Here is a 19,211-nt window from a genome sequence, read left to right on the forward strand (position 1 = left end):
TTTTCAATCAGCCCTGTTACTTTCGAGCGTTCGTCCGGCTAACAGGCATTGAGAAGTATTCCATCAGGAGTTGCCCGATGTCCCGTTCGTTAGACACCCTTCTGCGTCCCAGTCTGTTGGCCGTGGCGATCGCCCTGTGCACGCCTCTGACCAGCCCGCTGTCGATGGCGGCGCAGCAGGCCAGCGTGGTTGCCTATGATCTGCCCGCAGGCCCGATGGCGACCACGCTGAATCGGATCTCCAGCCAGGGTGGTCTGGCACTGAGTCTTGACCCGGCGTTGGTCGCCGGCAAAACCAGCTCGGCGGTGAAAGGCAATTTCGATGCGGCGACGGCCTTGCGCGAGGCCCTGCGTGGCAGCGGTCTGCAACTGGTGCAGAGCAGCGCCGGCACCTACACGCTGATGGTCATGGAACAGAACGCCTTGAACCTGTCGGACGTCAACATCAACGCCAATAGCACGCCCCTCGAAGGTTCGGAAGCAGCGGGTTATCGCAGCGAGACCGTCAGCAGCGTCGGCGCTCTGGGTGGCATGAGGCTGCAGGACACGCCTTATTCCATCAGCGTCACGCCTCAGGCATTGCTGAAAAACATCCAGGCCACCTCGCTGGACGATGTCATCAAGCACAACCCGTTCACGCAGATGTACTCGCCGACCAGCGCCGGCTACGCCAGTGCCGTCAACATTCGTGGTTTCAGCAGCGCGGGCAGCCTGAACATCGCCAATGATGGCCTGCGTTTCACCAACGGTGCCGACGGCAGCAACTACATGGAAGAGATGGAACAGCTGGAAGTCATCACCGGGCTGACCGGCTTCCTGTATGGTCCGGCCTCGCCGGGCGGGCTGGTCAATTACGTGCTCAAGCGCCCGACCTATCAACGCTACAACAGCGTCACCCTGGGCAATGCCGGGGGTGAGAATTACTACCTGCACGGTGATTTCGGCGGGCCGATCGACAGCGAGGGCAAATTCGCCTATCGCCTCAATGTGCTGACCCAGGATGGCGAAACGGCCGTCGATCTGAACAAGCGGCGTCGCGAGATGATTTCCCTGGCGCTGGACTGGAACGTGTCCGACGATCTGCTGGTGCAGTTCGACGCCTCGCACAAGAAGACCGAGATTCGCGGCCTGACCAGCTACTGGTATTTCGGTGACCAGTCCCTGCGTCCCAGCGCGGCATCACTGGACAACGACAAGCTCTACAGCCAGAAGTGGTCGTTTTCCGATTATGAGTCCGACAAGGCCGGTGTTCGCGCCAAATGGCGCTTGAACGATACGTTCACCTTGCGCGCAGCCTTCGCTGCCCAGCAGTACACCTCGGAGAACACCTACACCGGGCCGACGGTCTACAGCGCGGGTCTTTACTCGCAGCCGCTTTATGCCTTCGCCCCGATTGAAACCGAAGAAAAGACCGGCTCGTTGTTTCTCGATGCGGCGTTCGATACCGGTTTCATCGGTCACAAGGTCACCGTGGGCTATCAGGGCAATACCTCGCGCCAGAAACAGTACGAGGATCACATCCCGTACACGCCCGATCAGCCAGGCCCGCAATACACCTCGCCGGTGGGCACAATACCGCTGGACCAGACGCCTCAGGTCGGTAAACCGTCGTACTCGATCGGGCATGGCGACCAGCGCCTGGCCAACAGTTCGGAAAGCAACAATGTCCTGATCGGTGACGTCATCACCTTCAACGAACAATGGTCAACAATCCTGGGTGTGACCAACACGCAGATCAAAACCTACGCCAACGAGTTCGTCTATGCCAAGGCGTTCGGCTCGGCGGAAACCGAGACGAAATACAATGAAAGCAAGACCTCGCCAAACATCTCGCTGGTCTATAAACCACTGCCGTGGCTGACCACCTATGCGACGTATATAGAAGGCCTGCAATCGGGTGGCGTCGCGCCCAGCGGTACGCTCAATGCCGGCCAGGCGTTTGCGCCTGAAATCAGCGAGCAATACGAAATTGGTGCCAAGGCGACGCTGGGCGAAACCCTGCTGACCCTGGCGCTGTTCAACATCGAAAAGCCCAACGGCTACACCACGGGTGGCAACATTTACGTGGTTGACGGACGTCAGGAAAACAACGGCCTGGAATTCAGCGTCACCGGCAAGGTCATTCCGGAACTGACTGTGGTGGGCGGCTTCACCTTACTGGACCCGAAAATCAAGAAAACCGGCGTCGCCGCGGATGAAGGCAACGTACCGACCAACGTCGCCAAACAACTGGCCAAGGTCTATGCCGAATACGACATCAACCCGGTACCAGGCTTGGCCATGACTGGTGGGGCGTTCTACACCGGCAAACAATACACCGATCAAAGCAACGAAAACGACCTGCCGTCCTTCACCACCTTCGACGCCGGAGCCCGCTACCGTTTGCGCCTCTCAGAAAACGACCTGACACTGCGCGTCAATGTCAGCAACCTGACCAACAAGGAATACTGGCTCAACAGCAGCTACCTGGGCGACCCACGCACCGTCGCGTTCTCGGCGCAATTGGAGTTTTAAGGTGAGCCCAATCCACCTGATAAGGCAGACCGCTGTGTGACGCAGAGCGTCACGAACTGCGTTCCCACGCGGAGCGTGGGAACGATGGTCAACCGCAGAGTTCTCGACGCTCAAGTAAAGAGACGCAACTCAGTCCACATAAGCCGAGCAGCACTTCTTGAACTTCTGCTCACTGCCACACGGACACGCATCATTACGCCCAGCCCTCAACGGCACGGTAGAGTCGATAAAATACCAGCGGCCCTGATTCTGCACGAACGACGAACGCTCCTTATGACTGTGCTCACCATTGCCGTCATGCCAGCGAGCAGTAAAGGTCACGAACGCATGCTCCGGCTTGCCGCCGAACACCTCCGAGCTTTCCACCTCCAGCCCGAGCCAAGTGCTCTGCGCACTCCACTGCGCGATAGCCTCACGGTCCAGCCCGTCTTGCTGCACCGGCAGAGTGGTCTGTACCAGATAGTCGGTCAGCCCCAACACATAGGCGCTATAACGCGAGCGCATCAGCTTTTCCGCGCCGGGTGCAGGCTGACCTGCGTGATAGCGACCGCAGCAGGCCAGCAACAGATCGCCGCTGCCGCAAGGGCAAATGGCACTACTCATAGGTCACCACCAATACTTTCCAAAATTCTCCGGGTTGGCCCAGTACTTCGCGTTCAGCCAGTCGGGCACCTGTTTGTACTCACGCAAGTCGTACGTAAACAGGTTCAGTACCTGCTCGTTGCGGGCGAAGCGTTCGCTGGACTGCAGCGCCAGCGAGAAAAAATCCGTCTCCTGCCAGCCGCAGGCCTGCAAATCGGCGAGCACCGCGATGCGGCTGGCGTTGAGGTTGCGGATGCCACCCAACAGTTCCAGGCCGGTACGCTTGGGGATGTGCTCAAGGCAATCGACCACCAGCGCCAGATCGAAACGTTGCGCAGCCAGATGGGCAGGCAGCGCACCGGGTTCGGCCAGCGCGACCTCGGTCTGCGGATGGGCCTCCTGAAAGGCCTGCAACGCCGGGAACGCCTGAGCGCCGATCAACAGCAGGCGCTGCGGCGCATAGCGATCGAGCAAGGCAGCCAGCGCTTGTTGGGGCGTACGGTTCGAGTAGCCGACGGTCATTGAAAGTCCTCTGGTTGGCTGACAAGACTAGCCTGCCCGGCGAGGTCTGGAAAGCGTCGTTCACAGGCCTTCAGGTGCAGCGACTGGTTCATTAAGCCATTTGGCAGATACTTAGATTATAAAGTTACTTGCAAGCTGTTTTAAGAGGTATTAGGATCCCCGGCACAAATTGGATCCCAAGAGTGACTGCATGGACGCGACGCCTAAACACCCTCAATGTAACTCAATTGTATTTTCTGCGATGCCTTGATAAAGGCGTGGCACTTACTGTGTGTCCGGCGGGCATGCAGGATATTCTGGCCATGGGCTATTAGGCGTACAACGTTCATTATGATGAACCGCTTTTCTGTGCGCCTTGAATACGCAAAGCAATGATATTGCCCGGGTCATCCGGGTGCGTGCCGGTACAGCTATTAAAAAAGCGCTGGTTGTTCAGCTGCCGCATCTGGTAATAGGCAGGGGCGCCTGTTTGACGTCATTTTTTGTTTTACGCAATCGCTGTTTGACCACTCGATCAGCTTTTGCTCGCGGTTCAGGCCGTCGGTCTTTTGTTTTGTTGTGATACGGATAACACGGTTCAGCATGACGCTGAACATTAAATGTCATTAAGCCATTAATGATTAACATGGAGAGAAGCAACTGATGATATCCACCGCTGAGATGCTAAAGACGCTTGAAGGCACCGTTGATGCCTGCCTGGAAGCAGAATTCAAAAAAGACACTGTCATGGGCGAGTTCCATAAAGGCGACTGGTTCAATGAGTCTTATTACAAGCGTCATATCCTGGAGTGCGTGATCCGCATTCACATGAACAACGAACTGGACGCACGGGCTGTACAGGTTGCGGCGGTCGATAACATTTCCGCGGCCAAACAATTGTCCTACTATTTGTATGATGAGTTCGGCCACGACGAAATGTTCGGTCAGGACCTCGCTACGTACGGCTATTCCCCTTCCGATATTCAGGCGCAGTTCGCCTTTCCGGAAACCTGGAAACTCATGGGTTACCTGAACTTCTGCGTCAGCAAGTTCGGGCCATTGTCCGCGATCACCTGGGACTGGTTCCTCGAATACTACGGCGACAAGTACAGCTCGTTCATCACTCAGAAGGCCAGCGCCAGCATGGGCCAGCCAGCGGTCAGCGGAGCGGCTTCGCACGTGGCTTTCGACGAAGCCGAGGACCACAGCGGCATGATGAACAACATGCTGGCGTCGGTTATCAAGGACGAGAAGGATCTGCAAAAGGCTGTCGTTCATATCAAGGCATTCGTGCCGATGGTCGGTGAGTACTTCCAGGCCCTGCGTGCAGCAACGCTTTAATACACCTTACTCAAGGTCGGTGTAATGGCAATCTACAGTGTTCGTATTGGAGACCAGACTTACACCGCCGAGAGTCAGCACCCCCTTACCGATGCCCTTCCTCATGAAGCGTTGGTAAGGGGGTGTCTCAAAGGGGTGTGCAGAGTGTGCAAGTGCACACTTGTTTCGGGTCGCGTTCTGGAACAGGGAAAAGTCGTTGCCTTGAATGAAGCCTTTTTGCCATGCGTCAGTCGTGCTGAAACGGATATTGATATCCGCGTTGCGATCAGCACTTTTCATAAGGCCAGGCTGAAAAGCAAACGGATTCTGTCCGGGCAAATCATGGAAGTCGTGCTTGAGGTCAAAAAGGTTTTTTATAACGCCAAGTCGGTCATCAGCTTGAAATACCCCGAGGGTTCAGCGGTACGAAGTTATTCCGTGGTCACCTTGGGTGGCAAGGATTACGACAGCCTGACCTGCCATGTGAAGTTGCGTGAGGGTGGCCTGTTCTCGGGCTTATTGGTGCAGTGGCCAATTGGCGAACCGTTGGAGTATTCAATTGCAAGTCCTGCCTTGCCGGTCTATGAACAGTCCCTGAGTCGTTTGAATGTCGTGAGCGGTGGAAGTGGAATGGGGGCGGCACTGAGCCGTGCGCAGGAACTGGTGGCGAAGTACGGTATTAGTGAAGTTGCCATTTACGCCGTCAATCGTGCAGGCCTAAGCGATTATCACGCGGGGTGTATAGAGGTCTTCCGCAAGACGGTTGAATGCGACGTTCAGGTCACCAACTTTCCATTTTCCGAATGGACCCACCCTGACTTCGCCATTGGCGAACACTTGATGCACGACACGCTCACCATCGGCGTCGGGTCGGATGGGGTGATCGGCAAGTTAAAGAACCTTCCCTTGTGTGAACTTGAAAGTTTTGGATAGTCGGAGACTGAGCCATGTCCATCGTTGTCATTGATCCTGTTTCATCCGGCATTAACTATATCAATGCGGCGCAGCAACTGGGCGTCGATGTCTATGTGTTTTCCTGTGACGGTGGCGAGCAGGAGCTCAACGCTGAGTTGCGGGCCAAGGTACGTCAGGTCATCAAAATCGACACCGGTGATTTCGATGCACAGCTAGAGAAAATCAATGAGTTGGGAAACATCCGCGCCGTTCTTCCCGGTGTGGAGTACGCCGTGCCCATGGCCGCGCGCCTGGGGGCTGCGTCAGGCACAACGCATCTGCACGACAGTGCAGTACAGAAAGTGCGCAACAAATTCAATTTCCGCAGTCGGCTGACTGACGCGGGGCTGAGCACTATCGGCTTTTTCCTTCTGGATGCCCACGCCCCGGTATCGGTGCCGGAGGGTTTCAGCTTTCCGGCTGTGGTCAAGCCGATCGATATGGCGGGCAGCATCGGTGTGCGCAAGCTCTACAGCCATGAAGAGTTGGTCGAAGCGGTGGAGACATTCCGTCAATCATTGCCCGACGACATCGGCTTTACTGCCAGTGGCCGGCTGATTGTCGAAGCGTACATTCCCGGCACGGAATACAGTGTCGAAGGCATCGTGCGCAGCGATGGCAGCGTCACCCTTGCGTCCATCACGGAAAAACTGCTCGGCTCGGAGCCGTACTTCGTCGAAGTCGGTCACATTGTGGGCCAGGGCTATGACGAAGGGTTTCGCAAGGTGCTGACCGAATACTCGCTGGCGGTGCTTGAGGCCATAAAGCTCAACGTCGGGCCGTTCCATCTGGAGCTGCGTGTAACGCCACAAGGCCAGCCGGTGGCGGTTGAACTGGCGGCCCGCCTTCCAGGCGACAATATCGTCGAGTTGATCAGGCGTGCCAGCGGCATTGACCTGGCCAAAGAGACGCTGTGTGAGTACCTGGACATCGACAGTCGCGCCGTGCCATGTGCGAACGGCGTCAGTGCCATCGCCTTCATCCCCCGAGGCGACAAGAGCGAATTTACCGAACTGCAGGGGCTCTCCGACATTTTCGACAGTCCGTATTACCTCTCGCATCAGGTGTATTACCGGTCCGGGGATGCTCTGGGCTCCGATCAGGACTGGACCTCAAGAATTGGCTACGTCATGTTCGGCGGCGCCGACGAGGCGCTTGTAAGAAGCCTCGTCGGGCGGGTACACACAGAGGTTGGAATCGTATGAAGCATGTCCTGATCATCAACCGCTATGACGACGAGCTTTCGGACTATCGCAACTACATCGATCACTCGCAGGTCGATGTCTCCTACATATCACTGGCAGGGCACTCGCGACTGATTGATCCGCAGGTCAGCGCCAATGTGGTCGAAGTCAGCGTACTGGACGCCGATCTGATACTTCAGGAAGCGCGGGCCATTCATCGTCGTCAGCCCGTCGATTTCGTGATCGCCTTTTCGGAATACGATCTGGATGCCGCTGCGCTGGTGCGTACCGAATTCAACATACCCGGTGCCAAGGTCGCCGATAACCTGCTGTGCCGTAACAAGGCGAGCATGAAGGAAGCCTTGACCGGTTCTTCGGTTCGTTATCCTCAGTACCGGAATGTAGCGTCGCGCAGCGGCGTCGAAGCCTTCTGTCGCGAGCACGGCTTTCCGGTCATCCTGAAACCCCAGGTTGGCGCCGCCTCGGACGGCGTGGTGAAGATCGAACGCCTGGAAGACATACCCGACCTGCCGGATTTCAATGGCTACGAAGTCGAAGAATATATAGAAGGCGATATTTATCATGTCGACGCGATACTGGCGGCCGACAGCATGCCGTACTTCAAGGTGTCCAAGTACCTGAACACCTGCCTGGACTTTCGCAACGGCCTGCCGCTCGGCTCGGTCACAGTCGATGACCGGGCATTCATCGCGCGGGTTCGCGCGCTCACCGAAGAAGTCTGCCTGCGTCTCAACCTGCACAACCAGGCCATTCACCTGGAAATCATCGAGCGTCGTGGCGAGCTGGTGTTTCTGGAGATCGGCGGTCGCGTCGGTGGCGGCGAGATTCCGTTTGTCGCGTTGCGCAGCGAGGGGATCGACCTGTATGAGCTCTGGACCCGCGCCGCGCTCGAAGTGGCTATCGCTCCGTTAGACACCCGAGTCACCGGTTTTCTGATGATGCCCAATCCGTTCCCCGGCGGGTTCACCTTCGATCCGCAGATGGAGCTCTCCCATCCGCTGCTGACCTATAGCAGCGTGCAGTCTCAGGGCGATTCAAGTGCGTTCAGCTACGAGGATATCCCCGCCAGACTGCACTTCGCCGCCGACAGCCAGGCTGCGATAGAGCAGGCCATTGTGCAGTGCATGAATATTTTGCAGACGTCGATCCGCGCAACCTGATTTCTGGAACCCTGGATGAAAGTGCTCCTGCAGCTTCCCTCTGTCGTGCAGCCTGTTTCCATGTCGGTATTCATGGAATCGCAGCAGCCGTATTCGCTTCGGCAGGCAGATGCCGATGTCATGGCTATGGCCAGTTCGTTCAATGCAGCGGGTTTCCCGACCGTCTTCCTGTCCGATGCGCTGTTCAGCGAGGACGGTCCGCATGTCGCCATCGAGGATATGCGGCGGTTGGCAAGGCATGCATTGCGCTTTGCCGACAACGTCGAACACGGGCGCCAGCAGCTTGCTCACCAGCAATTGTTCCGCTGCAGTCGGCAGGAGTTGGCCGAAATCATCATCAACCAGCCTGAGCTGCGGCTGCATGACGATGACGAGTTGGGCCGGATCAGTCCGGACGCTACCTACGAGAGCTACCGGATTCAACCGCTGTACGGACTTCTGTTTCCGCGTGACCACTTCATGAACGTAGGTGGACAGCCGGTTTTCGGGCGTCTGAAGCGTCAGGACAGGGCGCGTGAGGTTGATGTGGTGAAGCAGGTGGTCGCTGCACATGGTCACGTTCCCGTCGAACTCGATCAGGTGCTCGAGGGCGGCGACTATCTGGAAAATGAACGCGTATCCGTGATCAACATCGGCTTTCGTACCGAGCTCCCGGTGCTGGAGTTCTTGCTGGCTTCAAACCTGCTCAAGGGTGAAGTTGTGCTGGCGGTGCAGGACGTATGGCGCAATCCGGAACAGTTTCACTTGGATCACTACGCCTGCCTGCTGCGCAACGCCCTGCTGGTCGACGCGAAAAGAGCGGACGCAGCCGACCGATCCCTGGTCAACGTTTATCGGCGCGTGTCATCGGGCTGGCAACTGACTGACAAGGACCTGACGCTTCGCCAGGCAGCACAGGTCGCGGGTATCGGGCTGATACCGCTGGACGAAGAAATGATGGCTGCATGGTGCGCAAATGCATTGTCATTGGGCAACCATGTCTGGATCGATCAGAACGCACCGGTGCGCCTGCTTGATCAGTTGGCTGAGCATGACTGTCATGTTCATCTGATCGCCTGTACAGAGCATCAAAAGCAGTTCGGCGGCATTCATTGCGCCACTCAACTCCTATAACTTCGAGGGACCGTCATGAAGGTGGGTAATAAGGCGTTTCTGCCCGTTCTGGCACTGATCATAAGTACCATCGGTGTGGCCTCCGCCATTGCGTTCGTCAAACTCAGTGAAGTGGATGCCACGTCTACCCTGATGCTGCGAATGTTCATGGCGGGCGGTATGGCCTCTGCGCTGGCTGCCTGGCCAGCAGGTAAAAACACTGAGACCGGGACCGTCGGTACGGCGCGCAGCCGGCGGGCGATGCTCTGGTTGCTGGTGCTGTCGGGCGTGGTGTCGTGTGTGGATCTGCTGTCCAATCACTGGGCGGTCAAGCTGACCAGCATGGCCAACACGTCGGTCCTGATGAACCTGTCCCCGGTGTTCGTGGCGCTGCTGTCCTATCTGTTCATGAAGGAAAAAATCGGCATCTATCAAGTGTTGGCGCTGGCCCTGAGTATCGGCGGGGCGTGTCTGCTGGTGTTTGACGGCAGTGCCAGCGTGGCATTTTCCAGTCAGAGCGTGACCGGCGACCTGCTGGCCCTCAACTCGGCGCTTTTCTATGCGATCTACCTGATCATGATCAAGTCGTTGCGCGACTGCTTCACGTCTCGCAAGATTATTATCTGGAACAGCTTTACCTGTGCAGTGCTGTTACTGCCCATCGCTTTGCTCACCAGTCCGAAGGTTCTGCCGGACACCCTGTACGGCTGGGTGGTCATTGCGTTGCTCGCGCTGATCAGCCAGCTTCTCGGCCATGGCCTGATGGCATATGCACTCAGGCACGTCGATGTGGTACTGGCCTCTATTTCTGCACTGGCCCGTCCGGTGGTGGCGATTTTGATCGGTTTCTTCTTTTTCGATGAGCAGCTCACGTTCGTGCAATGGGTTGGCGTTGCTGCAGTATTGGCAGGTGTCTGGTGGTACAAGCGCCCGGTGCCGGTGGTACGTCCAGTCGTCCAGGCCAAGACTCCCAGCGAGGCCTGACAGGCTCGATACATATCAGAGGTCCTGCAAAAAGCCCTGCATCCTTTGTGACAGGGCTTTTTGGTGTCCGCTATCCTTGATTGCAGTATTGCCGAACACAAACATTGTCTTGCGTCGAGATCATTGCGGATCTTTTTCAACACACCGCTGGCATATTCGGCGTACAGCACGTCTACTGTGCGGCGACGAAAAGCATGCGAAGACTGCAATTTCGTAATGGATCATGACAAGGGGTGGGCAGGCAATGAAGGTGTTTTGGGGGCTGGGAAAGATATTGATGCTGGGCTTCTGGCTGGTGGTGCTGGTCAACGCGGCGATTGAGGCGCCCAGCCCGTTTGGCGTGATGATCGACATGGCAGGCGCGGTGCTGTTGTTGACTCATTTGCTGGAGCTGATTCTGTTCAACGGCAGCCTGCGCGGTCGCCGGCATCCGTGGCGCGACCGGGGCAAAATCATTCTTTTCGGCATCTTTCACGTTCAATCCATCGGCCGTTCGGTCAGGGGGCACACTCATGCGTAAGCTCGTTCTGCTGGCGGCACTGTTCAGCCCTCTGGCCATGGCCCAGGCAATTATCGTTGCGCCACACTCGCTGATGCGTCTGCCTGGCAACAGCAGCGTTCTGCAGGTCGAGCGCCTTGAAGTGGCCGACTACGGCACTCTGCTGATCCCGGCCGGGATCGATGATGTGAAGATTGGCGAGCTGGTGCTGGGGCACGAAGCGCGAATCGCCATCGTCCCTGGTGTGCAGGCGTTCAATATGGTCGTGCTGCACGGTGAGTTCGGCACCGGCAGCCAGATCACCGCGCGGGGCGCGCCGGGTACTTTCGAGAAACCGGCACGGCCAGGGCGCAACCTGACCCTGCGCCTGCAGAGCCTGAATGCCGAAGAACTGTCGATTGACGCCCGTGGTGGCGCAGGCAGCCCAGGCTATGCCGGGCTGGACGGCGGCACGGGCGAAGACCCGGGCTGTACCTGGGGCCATGCCGGGCGTGGTTATAACGGCGACAGCGGCGGTAATGGTCACGATGGCGCTGCGGGCGCACAGGTGCGTCTTGAACTGCCACAGAGCTATCCGGCCGAGCGCATCAAGGTGAATGTCGCGGGTGGTGCGGCGGGCAAGGGGGGCGAGGGCGGCAAGGCAGGCAAGGGCGGTGCGTCCAAAGGCTGTATCGTCTACCGCGCTGAAGGCGGCAAGGCTGGCAGACAGGGTGAGCCCGGTCTGCCAGGTGCTCCGGGACCGGCAGGCGCGTTGATTCTGCAACGTCTGTAATCTGCGAGAGCCTGTCCGGATCAGGTGCAAGGCCATGATCCGGACAGTCGCGACCCGCTTCACATCACATTATTGCGGTACGCCTTTCTCCCAATTCTTCCAGTCGCCGACAATCGCCTGCACCAGCGGGTTGCCGGTGCGGTAGAGGTTTTCCAGCGCCGGGACGAAGGCACCCTGATCGGCGTACTCGAGCAGGTTGTCCACCTCGCTGTAACCCGGATACGGACGATCGAAGTCGGAACCCGCGCGCACGACAGCCAGGCGATTGACATCGACCTTGCCGGCCTTGCTCGCTCGCAACAGAGCCTCGTAGGTGGAGTTATCCTCCTGCTGGGTGGTGCAATACACGCCCTTGCCGTCGGTCAGCAGCTTGGTCCAGACTTCCGCACGCTCGCTCAGACGCGTGCCGGAAAACCAGGTATTGCCTGCCAGCGTGTCGCACTGCGTGACCTGCGGCTGCTGGTTGGCAGGCGCATAAGGGTATTTGACTCGCCAGGCTGCTGATTCCTTGCTCTCGCTGAGGGTCACTTTGTGCGACAGGGCAAACGCCTTGGCCTGCAGCTTGGGGTTGAGCTCGAAGACTTCGGTCTTGTAATCCAGTGGCGGCTTCTCGTTCGGACCCTTGGTGTTGATGCCCAGATAACCGGTCGGCCATTCCTTGGGCACATCGCGGGAGTCGATTTCCCACTGCGTGCCGAATTCCACCAGATAATGCGCCCAGGCCGTGGTGCCGAGTGTGCCGTGGTGCGGGTTGATGCCGGCAATGCCCGCGACGATGAAGTAAGTCTTGCGCAGGTCGAATTGCGGCGACAGGGCCAGGGCCAGAGTCGATGCTGCGGCATTGGTCTGACCCATGCCGGTGACCAGCAGGCAGACGTCCTGATCATTGCAGCGGATGGCCGGGTACTCGGCGGCAAGGCCGGGCACCTGGATCTCCTTGGTCAGATGCAGCCGGTCGATCCAGTTCTGTGCTTCGGGCGCAAACATGGCGACCAGCATGACCTTGGGCGTGACCGGTGCCACCGGCGCGGTAGCCGCCCAGACAGCCGGGCTGAGCAGTGCCAGCGTGGTGCAGAGGGCGTTGCGAGTAGTGTGTTTCATGAAAACTCCTGTCGTCATAATAAGGTTCAGAACTGGTAACCCACGCCTGCGTAATAGCCCCAGCCGTCGGAGCGCGCGCGGAAGTTGCCATCGCCGAAGTTCAGCTCGCTGCCGTCCTGCCAGTTGCCGCCGTTGTGGAAGTAGCGGCCAACCAGGGTGAAGCGCAGGTGCGTGAAGGCGTAAAGCAGCACATTGGTGGCGACCGTGGAGTTGCCGGTGCGTGCCGGATCGTTTTTGAGGTCCGAGCCGAAATCGAAGTTGGTGAAGCCGATGTAGGTCAGTGAGGCGCCGTTGTCGAACGTGCTGATCGGTACGATGTATTTGAGCTGGGCGCGATAGCCGTCCCACGAATATTCGTTGCTGGCACCGTAGTTCTCCCACTGGTAGCGGCCATAGAAGTTGGCCGACAGATTGACCCGCGAGTGGGTATCGATGTCAGTGCCCAGGCCGCTGTACAGGGTGTTGGCCCGGTTTGCCGTATTGCTGCCGTGGTCATAGATCCAGTCGAAGGCGACGTACCATTCCTTGAACGGACCGATGGCCAGACTGCGCCCGGCGAGGTAGTCGATCGAGACGCGTGGCTCGTGCTCCATGAACAGCGGCGAGCCATGGTCCCAGACGCCTTTGTCATTATCATTGCCGATGCCGAGAATCTTCGGTACGTCGACATAGCCATACAGCTCGAACGGCCCTTTGCGGCCGAAGTATTCGTACTCCAGGTAGATGTCATCGTTAGGCTTGGGGCCGAAGCTGATGTCCTTGCTGCCGATCAGCGTCAGGTCCTGGTTGAACCAGTCTGAAAAATACGCGCCTTTACCTTCCTTGGGCGAGGCAGGCGGGCTGAGTGCTTCGCCCTGCGCCGAGTCTTCGGTAGCGGCGGGCTGTGCCAGCGCGCTGGTGCATGGCATCGCCGCAGCGGCGGCGAACAGCAGAGGCATGAGAAATCTTGAGGGCGTTGCGGGTCGAGTGAACGGCGGCTGTGGCATTGAAGCTCCTTTTCGTGGGCGCGTACTGCTGATCGCAAACGTTTGCACAGCCCATGCCAAACTGTTTCAAGATGTTGAATGCCTTGGATATCAGGCGCAGAAGATGACCGATCGGGCAGGAAAACGCCCGCAAGCTGTGCGCGGTGTCACCGCCAGTGCCCCGCGATGTTCCGTTTTACCTCAAAGGCCCGGACGAGCAGCGGCGAGCATGACCACGGCCAGACCGATAATCAGATTGATGCCGACCAGGCGGCGGATATGGCCCAAAGCCGCGGCGCCCTCGGCCCACTGTTCGGTTTCCACGGCACGACGCAGCTCCGGCAGTTGCAATGACTGGATACGCAAAAACAGCGCAACCATGACCACGTACAGGCCCATCATGATCTGCACATAACGCGGCGCGGTTTCAAAGCCGGTGAAGTTGAGCTGAATCATGCCGATGCCGGTGATCGGCAGCAGCACCACCGCAGCCCAGACCCAGGCGAAGAAGCGCGGAAACACCTGGACCCACACTTTCAGGCGAGAAGGGCCTTCAAGTGCTGCAATGACTGCTGGGCGCAACACCATCCAGGCGAAAAACATCCCGCCAACCCACACCAGGGCAGCCAGCAGATGCAATGTATAGACAGTAGAAAAAGCGGTCATCGGACACTCCGTTCTGCGCGGATGGATTTAGCGCGCTATGATAGCGCCCACTCAGAACTACTGAAAATTTATCCAGCCTTTTTAGCCGTGCCCCCGAACCGAAGCCAATGATCAGTACCGAACTCAAAACCCAGATCCAGGGCGCTTACTCGCGTTTCCTCGAAGCCAAGAGCCTCAAGCCGCGCTATGGCCAGCGATTGATGATCGCTGAAGTCGCCAAGGTGCTGGGGGACATTGACACCGATGAAGAGGGCCGTCGTTCGGGCGATCCTGCGGTAGTGGCCGTCGAGGCCGGGACGGGTACCGGCAAGACCGTGGCCTATGCCATCGCCTCGATTCCCACTGCCAAGGCGGCAGGCAAGCGGCTGGTAATCGCCACCGCGACCGTCGCCCTGCAGGAACAGATCGTCTACAAGGACCTGCCGGACCTGATGCGCAACAGCGGTCTGAATTTTACCTTCGCCTTGGCCAAGGGGCGCGGGCGTTACATGTGCCTGTCCAAGCTCGACGCATTGCTGCAGGAAAGTGACGCGACCAACGCGACCGCGCAGCTGTTCGAGGAAGAAGGCTTCAAGATCGAGGTCGATGAGGCCAGTCAGAAGCTTTTCACCAGCATGTTGCAGAAGCTGGCGGGCAACAAGTGGGACGGCGATCGCGACAGCTGGCCGCAGGAACTCGCCGATCAGGACTGGGCGCGTCTGACCACCGATCACAGCCAGTGCACCAACCGGCATTGCCCCAACTTTCAGCAGTGCGCCTTCTACAAGGCGCGGGAAGGCATGGGCAAGGTCGATGTGATCGTCACCAACCACGACATGGTACTGGCTGACCTGGCACTTGGCGGCGGTGCAGTGCTGCCGGACCCGCGTGACACCTTGTATGTCTTCGACGAGGGTCATCACCTGCCGGACAAGGCCATCGGCCACTTTGCCCATTACACCCGTTTGAAATCGACCGCCGACTGGCTGGAACAGACCGCCAAGAACCTCGCCAAGCTGCTGGCCCAGCATCCGCTGCCCGGTGATCTGGGCAAGCTGATCGAGCAGGTGCCGGAGCTGGCCCGCGAGATCAAGGGCCATCAGCAGTTCATGTTCGGTGCCTGCGAGCAACTGGCGGATTTCCGCGCCGGTGAAGACATGCAGGGCCGCGAGCGTCCACGTCATCGCTTTGTCGGCGGCGTGATTCCCGAGCACATCCGCGAGATGGGCATCGAGCTCAAGAAGGGCTTTGCGCGCCTCGACGACCTGTTCACGCGCCTGACCGAGCTGCTCAAGGAAGGCATGGACGGTGAGGTCAACATCGGCATCGCCAGCCATCAGGCCGAAGAATGGTATCCGCTGTTCGGCAGCCTGCTGGCCCGCGCGCATGGCAACTGGGAATTGTGGACAGCCTTCACCGCCGAAGATCCGGAAGACAGCCCGCCAATGGCGCGCTGGCTGACCCTGGCCGACAGCGGTGCAATGTTCGATATCGAGGTCAATGCCAGCCCGATCCTGGCGGCGGAAATGCTGCGTCGCAACTTGTGGAACATCGCCTACGGGGCGCTGGTTACCTCGGCGACCCTGACCGCGCTGGGCAAATTCGACCGCTATCGCATGCGTGCCGGCCTGCCCAAGGGGGCGGTGACCGCCGTGGTACCAAGCCCGTTCCATCACGCCGATGCCGGTGTGCTGCGCGTGCCGGACCTCAAGGCCGACCCGCGTGACTCGGTGGCCCACACCGCAGCGATCATTCGCGACCTGCCGGGTCTGGTGGAAGGTTCGCGAGGCACGCTGGTGCTGTATTCGTCGCGCAAGCAAATGCAGGATGTCTTCGACGGCCTGGACCGTGACTGGCGCAAGCAGGTGTTCATTCAGGGCAATCTGTCCAAGCAGGAAACCCTCAACAAGCACAAGGCACGCGTCGACAGCGGCGAGTCCAGCGTACTGTTCGGGCTGGCCAGCTTTGCCGAGGGTGTGGATTTGCCCGGCGCCTATTGCGAACACGTGGTCATCGCCAAGATCCCGTTCGCGGTGCCGGATGATCCGGTCGAGGCCGCGCTGGCCGAGTGGATCGAAGCGCGTGGTGGCAACCCGTTCATGGAGATCGCCGTGCCGGATGCCTCGTTGCGTCTGGTACAGGCCTGTGGCCGCTTGCTGCGTACCGAAGAGGACCGCGGCACCATCACGCTGCTGGACCGACGCGTGGTCACCCAGCGCTATGGCAAGGCGATTCTCAATGCGCTGCCACCGTTCCGCCGGGAAATAACCTGAGCCAAAGATGAAGAGCGTTTCACATCTGTTCCCAAAGCGCTCGATCGCTGAAACAATACGCGCCATTTAGCCTGTCGCCAGGCTCATGTTGCCAGTCAGGAGTCAGCCGTTGCAGATCCAGGGTCATTACGAACTTCAATTCGAAGCAGTACGTGAAGCCTTTGCGGCGCTCTTTGACGACCCGCAGGAGCGCGGTGCTGCCTTGTGCATTCAGGTCGGCGGCCAGACCGTCATCGATCTGTGGGCGGGCACTGCCGACAAGGACGGTGCCGAGGCTTGGCACACCGACACCATTCTCAACCTGTTCTCCTGCACCAAGACCTTCACCAGCGTGGCGGTTCTGCAACTGGTCGAAGAGGGCAAGTTGAAGCTGGACGAACCCGTGGCCAGGCTCTGGCCCGAATTCGCCGCGGCGGGCAAGGCCTCCATCACCCTGCGCCAATTGCTCTGCCATCAGGCCGGCCTGCCCGCGTTGCGTGAGCCGTTGCCTGCCGAAGCGCTTTACCAGTGGGACACCATGACCGCCGCCCTGGCCGCCGAAGAACCCTGGTGGACACCGGGTCAGGGGCATGGTTATGCAGCGATCACCTATGGCTGGCTGGTGGGCGAGATGCTGCGCCGCGCCGATGGTCGAGGTCCCGGTGAATCCATTGCTGCGCGTATCGCCCGCCCGCTGGGGCTGGATTTTCATGTGGGCCTGGCGGATGACCAGTTTCATCGCGTGGCCCACATCGCGCGCGGCAAAGGCAATGCCGGTGACGACGCTGCCCAGCGCGTGCTTCAGGCGACGATGCGCGAACCGGCTTCGATCACAGCCAAGGCGTTCACCAACCCGCCGTCGATCATGACCAGCACCAACAAGCCGGAGTGGCGCCGCATGCAGCAGCCAGCCGCCAACGGTCACGGCAATGCGCGCAGTCTTGCCGGTTTCTATAGCGGTCTGCTCGATGGCAGCCTGCTTGAAGCAGACATGCTCAATGAGCTGACCCGTGAACACAGCCTCGGTCAGGACAAGACATTACTGACCTCGACCCGTCTGGGACTGGGCTGCATGCTCGATCAGCCGGGCGTTGCCAACGCGACTTACGGCCTGGGGCCAAAGGCCTTTGGCCATCCGGGGGCGGGCGGCTCGGTGGGTTTCGCCGATCCTGATGACGAGGTTGCCTTTGGCTTCGTTACCAACACCTTGGGGCCGTACATTCTGATGGACCCACGCGCTCAGAAACTGGTCGGGGTTCTGCGTGAGTGTTTGCAGTAAGTATCGGCTATAAGTGCTTGTTTCATACCGACTGTCAGTTAAATGGCTGTAACAGGAACCGTACGACGGTTTCTTTTTCCAACTGCATCTTTATGCATGTTATACCGGCGTAGTTACGTCCTTCTGTCTGATCAAAACCGTTGCGGGTTACCCATGTCGTCTAATAAAAGCCTCGTTCTCGCCCTGTGCATCGCCGTGACCGGCTGTGCGCAAACCCCACAATCCGACTCTGCTGCAACCGGAGGCCATTGGTGGCAGTTCGGTTCCGGCAGCGACTCCGCTGACGCAGGCACCGCTGCCAAGGCTCCGGCACCGAGCCCGGCGCCGGCTCCGGTTGCCAAGGCTGCTGCAACGCCGGCACCTGAGGCAGGTGCTGAAAACAGCGCGCGGTGGTACTGGCCGTTCGGCTCGAACGATAACGCGCAGGCCAAACCTGATGCCGTGGCCGACAAGCCGGCCGCCAAGCCTGCTGCACCGGCGATGGTTGCCAAGTCGGAGACCGACAGCAAGTGGTGGTGGCCGTTTGGCAATGACTCCGCCAAGGACGAGCCGAAAGCGCTGCCGATGCCTGATCCGAAAGTGACCCAGGCCTGGCTGGACGAATACGAGCCGCGCCTGCGCGCTGCAATCAAGGACAGCCCTTTCCAGCTGGAGCGTCGCGAAGACCTGCTGGCAATCACCGCGCCCGTCGACAGCTCGTTCAACCCCGACCGTCCGGCCATGCTGCTGCCCAACACGCTGGGGCCGATCACCCGTCTGGCCAAGGTGGTAGAAGGCGATCAGAAAACTGCCGTGCTGATTCTCGGTCATGCCGACACTTCGGGTCCTACCGAAGCCAACCAGAAGATCAGCCAGGAGCGTGCGCAGTCGGTTGCCGCGATTTTCCGTCTCAGTGGCCTGGAGCGTAATCGCCTGAGCCAGCGTGGCATGGGGGCGGTGATGCCGCGCGCCGCCAACGACAGTCTGCAGGGGCGTGCGCTCAACCGCCGGGTCGAGATCCTCATGACGCCGCAGGACACCATGCGCGCGCTGATGAGCCGCTACGCACTGCCGCCAGTTGCACCGACCATGGTCGCGACCCAGGACGTCAAGCCAGTCACCCCGGCACCTGCCGCCGCACCTGCGAAGAAAGCCACTGCGAAGAAAGACACCGCCAAGAAAGCTGCACCGGCCAAAGCCAGCACCGCCAAGAAGGCCGCGCCAGCCAAGACCACCGCAGCGGCCAAGAAGCCGGCAGCGACCAAAACCACCGCCAAGGCCCCGGCCAAAACCGCAACGCCCGCCAAGAAGGATGACAGCCAGGCCAGTAACTAAGCCTGTCAGCACCCACGCGGATCGTCACTGACGCTTCGCGTGGGGTCGATCCGTGACCTCGCAGGAACCAGAC

At 59.3% G+C, this 19,211-nt stretch carries 18 protein-coding genes; 12 read left to right on the top strand and 6 right to left on the bottom strand.

The window, feature by feature from the left end:
* Positions 1-77: 77 nt before the first annotated feature.
* Positions 78-2,513, top strand: coding sequence for a TonB-dependent receptor (locus BT119_RS20000; protein ID WP_003431191.1), 2,436 nt, complete (start codon positions 78-80; stop codon positions 2,511-2,513).
* A 129-nt stretch (positions 2,514-2,642) separates the two neighbouring features.
* On the opposite strand, the gene BT119_RS20005 is transcribed toward BT119_RS20000, so the two are convergent.
* The 3 genes from BT119_RS20005 to BT119_RS20015 all read right to left on the bottom strand — a co-directional run bounded on the left by BT119_RS20005 (position 2,643) and on the right by BT119_RS20015 (position 4,213).
* Positions 2,643-3,116: a YchJ family protein gene (locus tag BT119_RS20005; RefSeq protein ID WP_003431189.1), complete on the bottom strand. Its 474-nt coding sequence runs from the start codon at positions 3,114-3,116 to the stop codon at positions 2,643-2,645.
* 3 nt (positions 3,117-3,119) lie between these two features.
* Complete coding sequence (locus BT119_RS20010; protein WP_003363541.1) at positions 3,120-3,617, bottom strand: DUF6231 family protein; 498 nt, start codon at positions 3,615-3,617, stop codon at positions 3,120-3,122.
* Positions 3,618-4,030: 413 nt separating this feature from the next.
* A complete protein-coding gene (locus BT119_RS20015) occupies positions 4,031-4,213 on the bottom strand; it encodes a hypothetical protein (protein WP_072366774.1) in 183 nt (60 codons plus the stop codon).
* Positions 4,214-4,259: 46 nt separating this feature from the next.
* On the opposite strand from BT119_RS20015, the gene BT119_RS20020 reads away from it, so the two are divergent.
* From BT119_RS20020 to BT119_RS20055, 8 genes are all read left to right on the top strand, one after another.
* Complete coding sequence (locus tag BT119_RS20020; protein ID WP_072366780.1) at positions 4,260-4,937, top strand: iron-containing redox enzyme family protein; 678 nt, start codon at positions 4,260-4,262, stop codon at positions 4,935-4,937.
* 24 nt (positions 4,938-4,961) lie between these two features.
* Positions 4,962-5,849 (top strand): 2Fe-2S iron-sulfur cluster-binding protein, encoded by an 888-nt coding sequence (locus BT119_RS20025; protein WP_003431187.1) that lies wholly within the window; start codon positions 4,962-4,964, stop codon positions 5,847-5,849.
* A 14-nt stretch (positions 5,850-5,863) separates the two neighbouring features.
* Positions 5,864-7,075 (top strand): ATP-grasp domain-containing protein, encoded by a 1,212-nt coding sequence (locus tag BT119_RS20030; protein WP_003363536.1) that lies wholly within the window; start codon positions 5,864-5,866, stop codon positions 7,073-7,075.
* Positions 7,072-8,235, top strand: a complete 1,164-nt coding sequence (locus tag BT119_RS20035; protein WP_072366782.1) for an ATP-grasp domain-containing protein — start codon at positions 7,072-7,074, stop codon at positions 8,233-8,235. The genes BT119_RS20030 and BT119_RS20035 overlap by 4 nt, the downstream gene beginning before the upstream one ends.
* A 15-nt stretch (positions 8,236-8,250) precedes the next feature.
* Positions 8,251-9,348, top strand: a complete 1,098-nt coding sequence (locus tag BT119_RS20040) for an arginine deiminase family protein (RefSeq protein WP_072366784.1) — start codon at positions 8,251-8,253, stop codon at positions 9,346-9,348.
* A 15-nt stretch (positions 9,349-9,363) separates the two neighbouring features.
* Positions 9,364-10,311 carry a DMT family transporter gene (locus BT119_RS20045; RefSeq protein WP_072366787.1) on the top strand — a complete coding sequence of 316 codons (948 nt, stop codon included), beginning with the start codon at positions 9,364-9,366 and terminating at the stop codon, positions 10,309-10,311.
* A gap of 244 nt (positions 10,312-10,555) precedes the next feature.
* Positions 10,556-10,831 (top strand): DUF1145 domain-containing protein, encoded by a 276-nt coding sequence (locus tag BT119_RS20050; RefSeq protein ID WP_003363526.1) that lies wholly within the window; start codon positions 10,556-10,558, stop codon positions 10,829-10,831.
* Complete coding sequence (locus BT119_RS20055) at positions 10,824-11,582, top strand: hypothetical protein (protein ID WP_072366790.1); 759 nt, start codon at positions 10,824-10,826, stop codon at positions 11,580-11,582. The genes BT119_RS20050 and BT119_RS20055 overlap by 8 nt, the downstream gene beginning before the upstream one ends.
* A 69-nt stretch (positions 11,583-11,651) precedes the next feature.
* Here the strand turns inward: BT119_RS20055 and BT119_RS20060 are convergent, their stop codons facing one another.
* The 3 genes from BT119_RS20060 to BT119_RS20070 form a co-directional block, all read right to left on the bottom strand.
* Positions 11,652-12,683 carry a purine-nucleoside phosphorylase gene (locus BT119_RS20060; protein ID WP_072366792.1) on the bottom strand — a complete coding sequence of 344 codons (1,032 nt, stop codon included), beginning with the start codon at positions 12,681-12,683 and terminating at the stop codon, positions 11,652-11,654.
* A 26-nt stretch (positions 12,684-12,709) separates the two neighbouring features.
* Positions 12,710-13,669: a nucleoside-specific channel-forming protein Tsx gene (locus BT119_RS20065; protein WP_072366794.1), complete on the bottom strand. Its 960-nt coding sequence runs from the start codon at positions 13,667-13,669 to the stop codon at positions 12,710-12,712.
* 180 nt (positions 13,670-13,849) lie between these two features.
* Positions 13,850-14,314, bottom strand: a complete 465-nt coding sequence (locus BT119_RS20070) for a CopD family protein (protein WP_072366796.1) — start codon at positions 14,312-14,314, stop codon at positions 13,850-13,852.
* 107 nt (positions 14,315-14,421) lie between these two features.
* On the opposite strand from BT119_RS20070, the gene dinG reads away from it, so the two are divergent.
* The 3 genes from dinG to BT119_RS20085 all read left to right on the top strand — a co-directional run bounded on the left by dinG (position 14,422) and on the right by BT119_RS20085 (position 19,138).
* Entirely contained in the window at positions 14,422-16,566 is a 2,145-nt protein-coding gene (gene dinG, locus BT119_RS20075) for an ATP-dependent DNA helicase DinG (RefSeq protein WP_003402334.1), read from the top strand.
* A gap of 109 nt (positions 16,567-16,675) precedes the next feature.
* Positions 16,676-17,824, top strand: a complete 1,149-nt coding sequence (locus tag BT119_RS20080; RefSeq protein ID WP_072366798.1) for a serine hydrolase domain-containing protein — start codon at positions 16,676-16,678, stop codon at positions 17,822-17,824.
* A gap of 153 nt (positions 17,825-17,977) precedes the next feature.
* A complete protein-coding gene (locus tag BT119_RS20085; RefSeq protein WP_072366800.1) occupies positions 17,978-19,138 on the top strand; it encodes an OmpA family protein in 1,161 nt (386 codons plus the stop codon).
* The last annotated feature ends 73 nt before the right edge of the window (positions 19,139-19,211 follow it).

This window comes from Pseudomonas sp. NFACC10-1, from assembly GCF_900119195.1.
Taxonomy (GTDB): Bacteria; Pseudomonadota; Gammaproteobacteria; order Pseudomonadales; family Pseudomonadaceae; genus Aquipseudomonas; species Aquipseudomonas cerasi.

Excerpts from the sequence above, each read along its gene's own strand:
- BT119_RS20000 (WP_003431191.1), top strand. The coding sequence starts at position 78 with ATGTCCCGTTCGTTAGACACCCTTCTGCGTCCCAGTCTGTTGGCCGTG.
- BT119_RS20005 (WP_003431189.1), bottom strand. The coding sequence starts at position 3,116 with ATGAGTAGTGCCATTTGCCCTTGCGGCAGCGGCGATCTGTTGCTGGCC.
- BT119_RS20010 (WP_003363541.1), bottom strand. The coding sequence starts at position 3,617 with ATGACCGTCGGCTACTCGAACCGTACGCCCCAACAAGCGCTGGCTGCC.
- BT119_RS20015 (WP_072366774.1), bottom strand. The coding sequence starts at position 4,213 with ATGTTCAGCGTCATGCTGAACCGTGTTATCCGTATCACAACAAAACAA.
- BT119_RS20020 (WP_072366780.1), top strand. The coding sequence starts at position 4,260 with ATGATATCCACCGCTGAGATGCTAAAGACGCTTGAAGGCACCGTTGAT.
- BT119_RS20025 (WP_003431187.1), top strand. The coding sequence starts at position 4,962 with ATGGCAATCTACAGTGTTCGTATTGGAGACCAGACTTACACCGCCGAG.
- BT119_RS20030 (WP_003363536.1), top strand. The coding sequence starts at position 5,864 with ATGTCCATCGTTGTCATTGATCCTGTTTCATCCGGCATTAACTATATC.
- BT119_RS20035 (WP_072366782.1), top strand. The coding sequence starts at position 7,072 with ATGAAGCATGTCCTGATCATCAACCGCTATGACGACGAGCTTTCGGAC.
- BT119_RS20040 (WP_072366784.1), top strand. The coding sequence starts at position 8,251 with ATGAAAGTGCTCCTGCAGCTTCCCTCTGTCGTGCAGCCTGTTTCCATG.
- BT119_RS20045 (WP_072366787.1), top strand. The coding sequence starts at position 9,364 with ATGAAGGTGGGTAATAAGGCGTTTCTGCCCGTTCTGGCACTGATCATA.
- BT119_RS20050 (WP_003363526.1), top strand. The coding sequence starts at position 10,556 with ATGAAGGTGTTTTGGGGGCTGGGAAAGATATTGATGCTGGGCTTCTGG.
- BT119_RS20055 (WP_072366790.1), top strand. The coding sequence starts at position 10,824 with ATGCGTAAGCTCGTTCTGCTGGCGGCACTGTTCAGCCCTCTGGCCATG.
- BT119_RS20060 (WP_072366792.1), bottom strand. The coding sequence starts at position 12,683 with ATGAAACACACTACTCGCAACGCCCTCTGCACCACGCTGGCACTGCTC.
- BT119_RS20065 (WP_072366794.1), bottom strand. The coding sequence starts at position 13,669 with ATGCCACAGCCGCCGTTCACTCGACCCGCAACGCCCTCAAGATTTCTC.
- BT119_RS20070 (WP_072366796.1), bottom strand. The coding sequence starts at position 14,314 with ATGACCGCTTTTTCTACTGTCTATACATTGCATCTGCTGGCTGCCCTG.
- dinG (WP_003402334.1), top strand. The coding sequence starts at position 14,422 with ATGATCAGTACCGAACTCAAAACCCAGATCCAGGGCGCTTACTCGCGT.
- BT119_RS20085 (WP_072366800.1), top strand. The coding sequence starts at position 17,978 with ATGTCGTCTAATAAAAGCCTCGTTCTCGCCCTGTGCATCGCCGTGACC.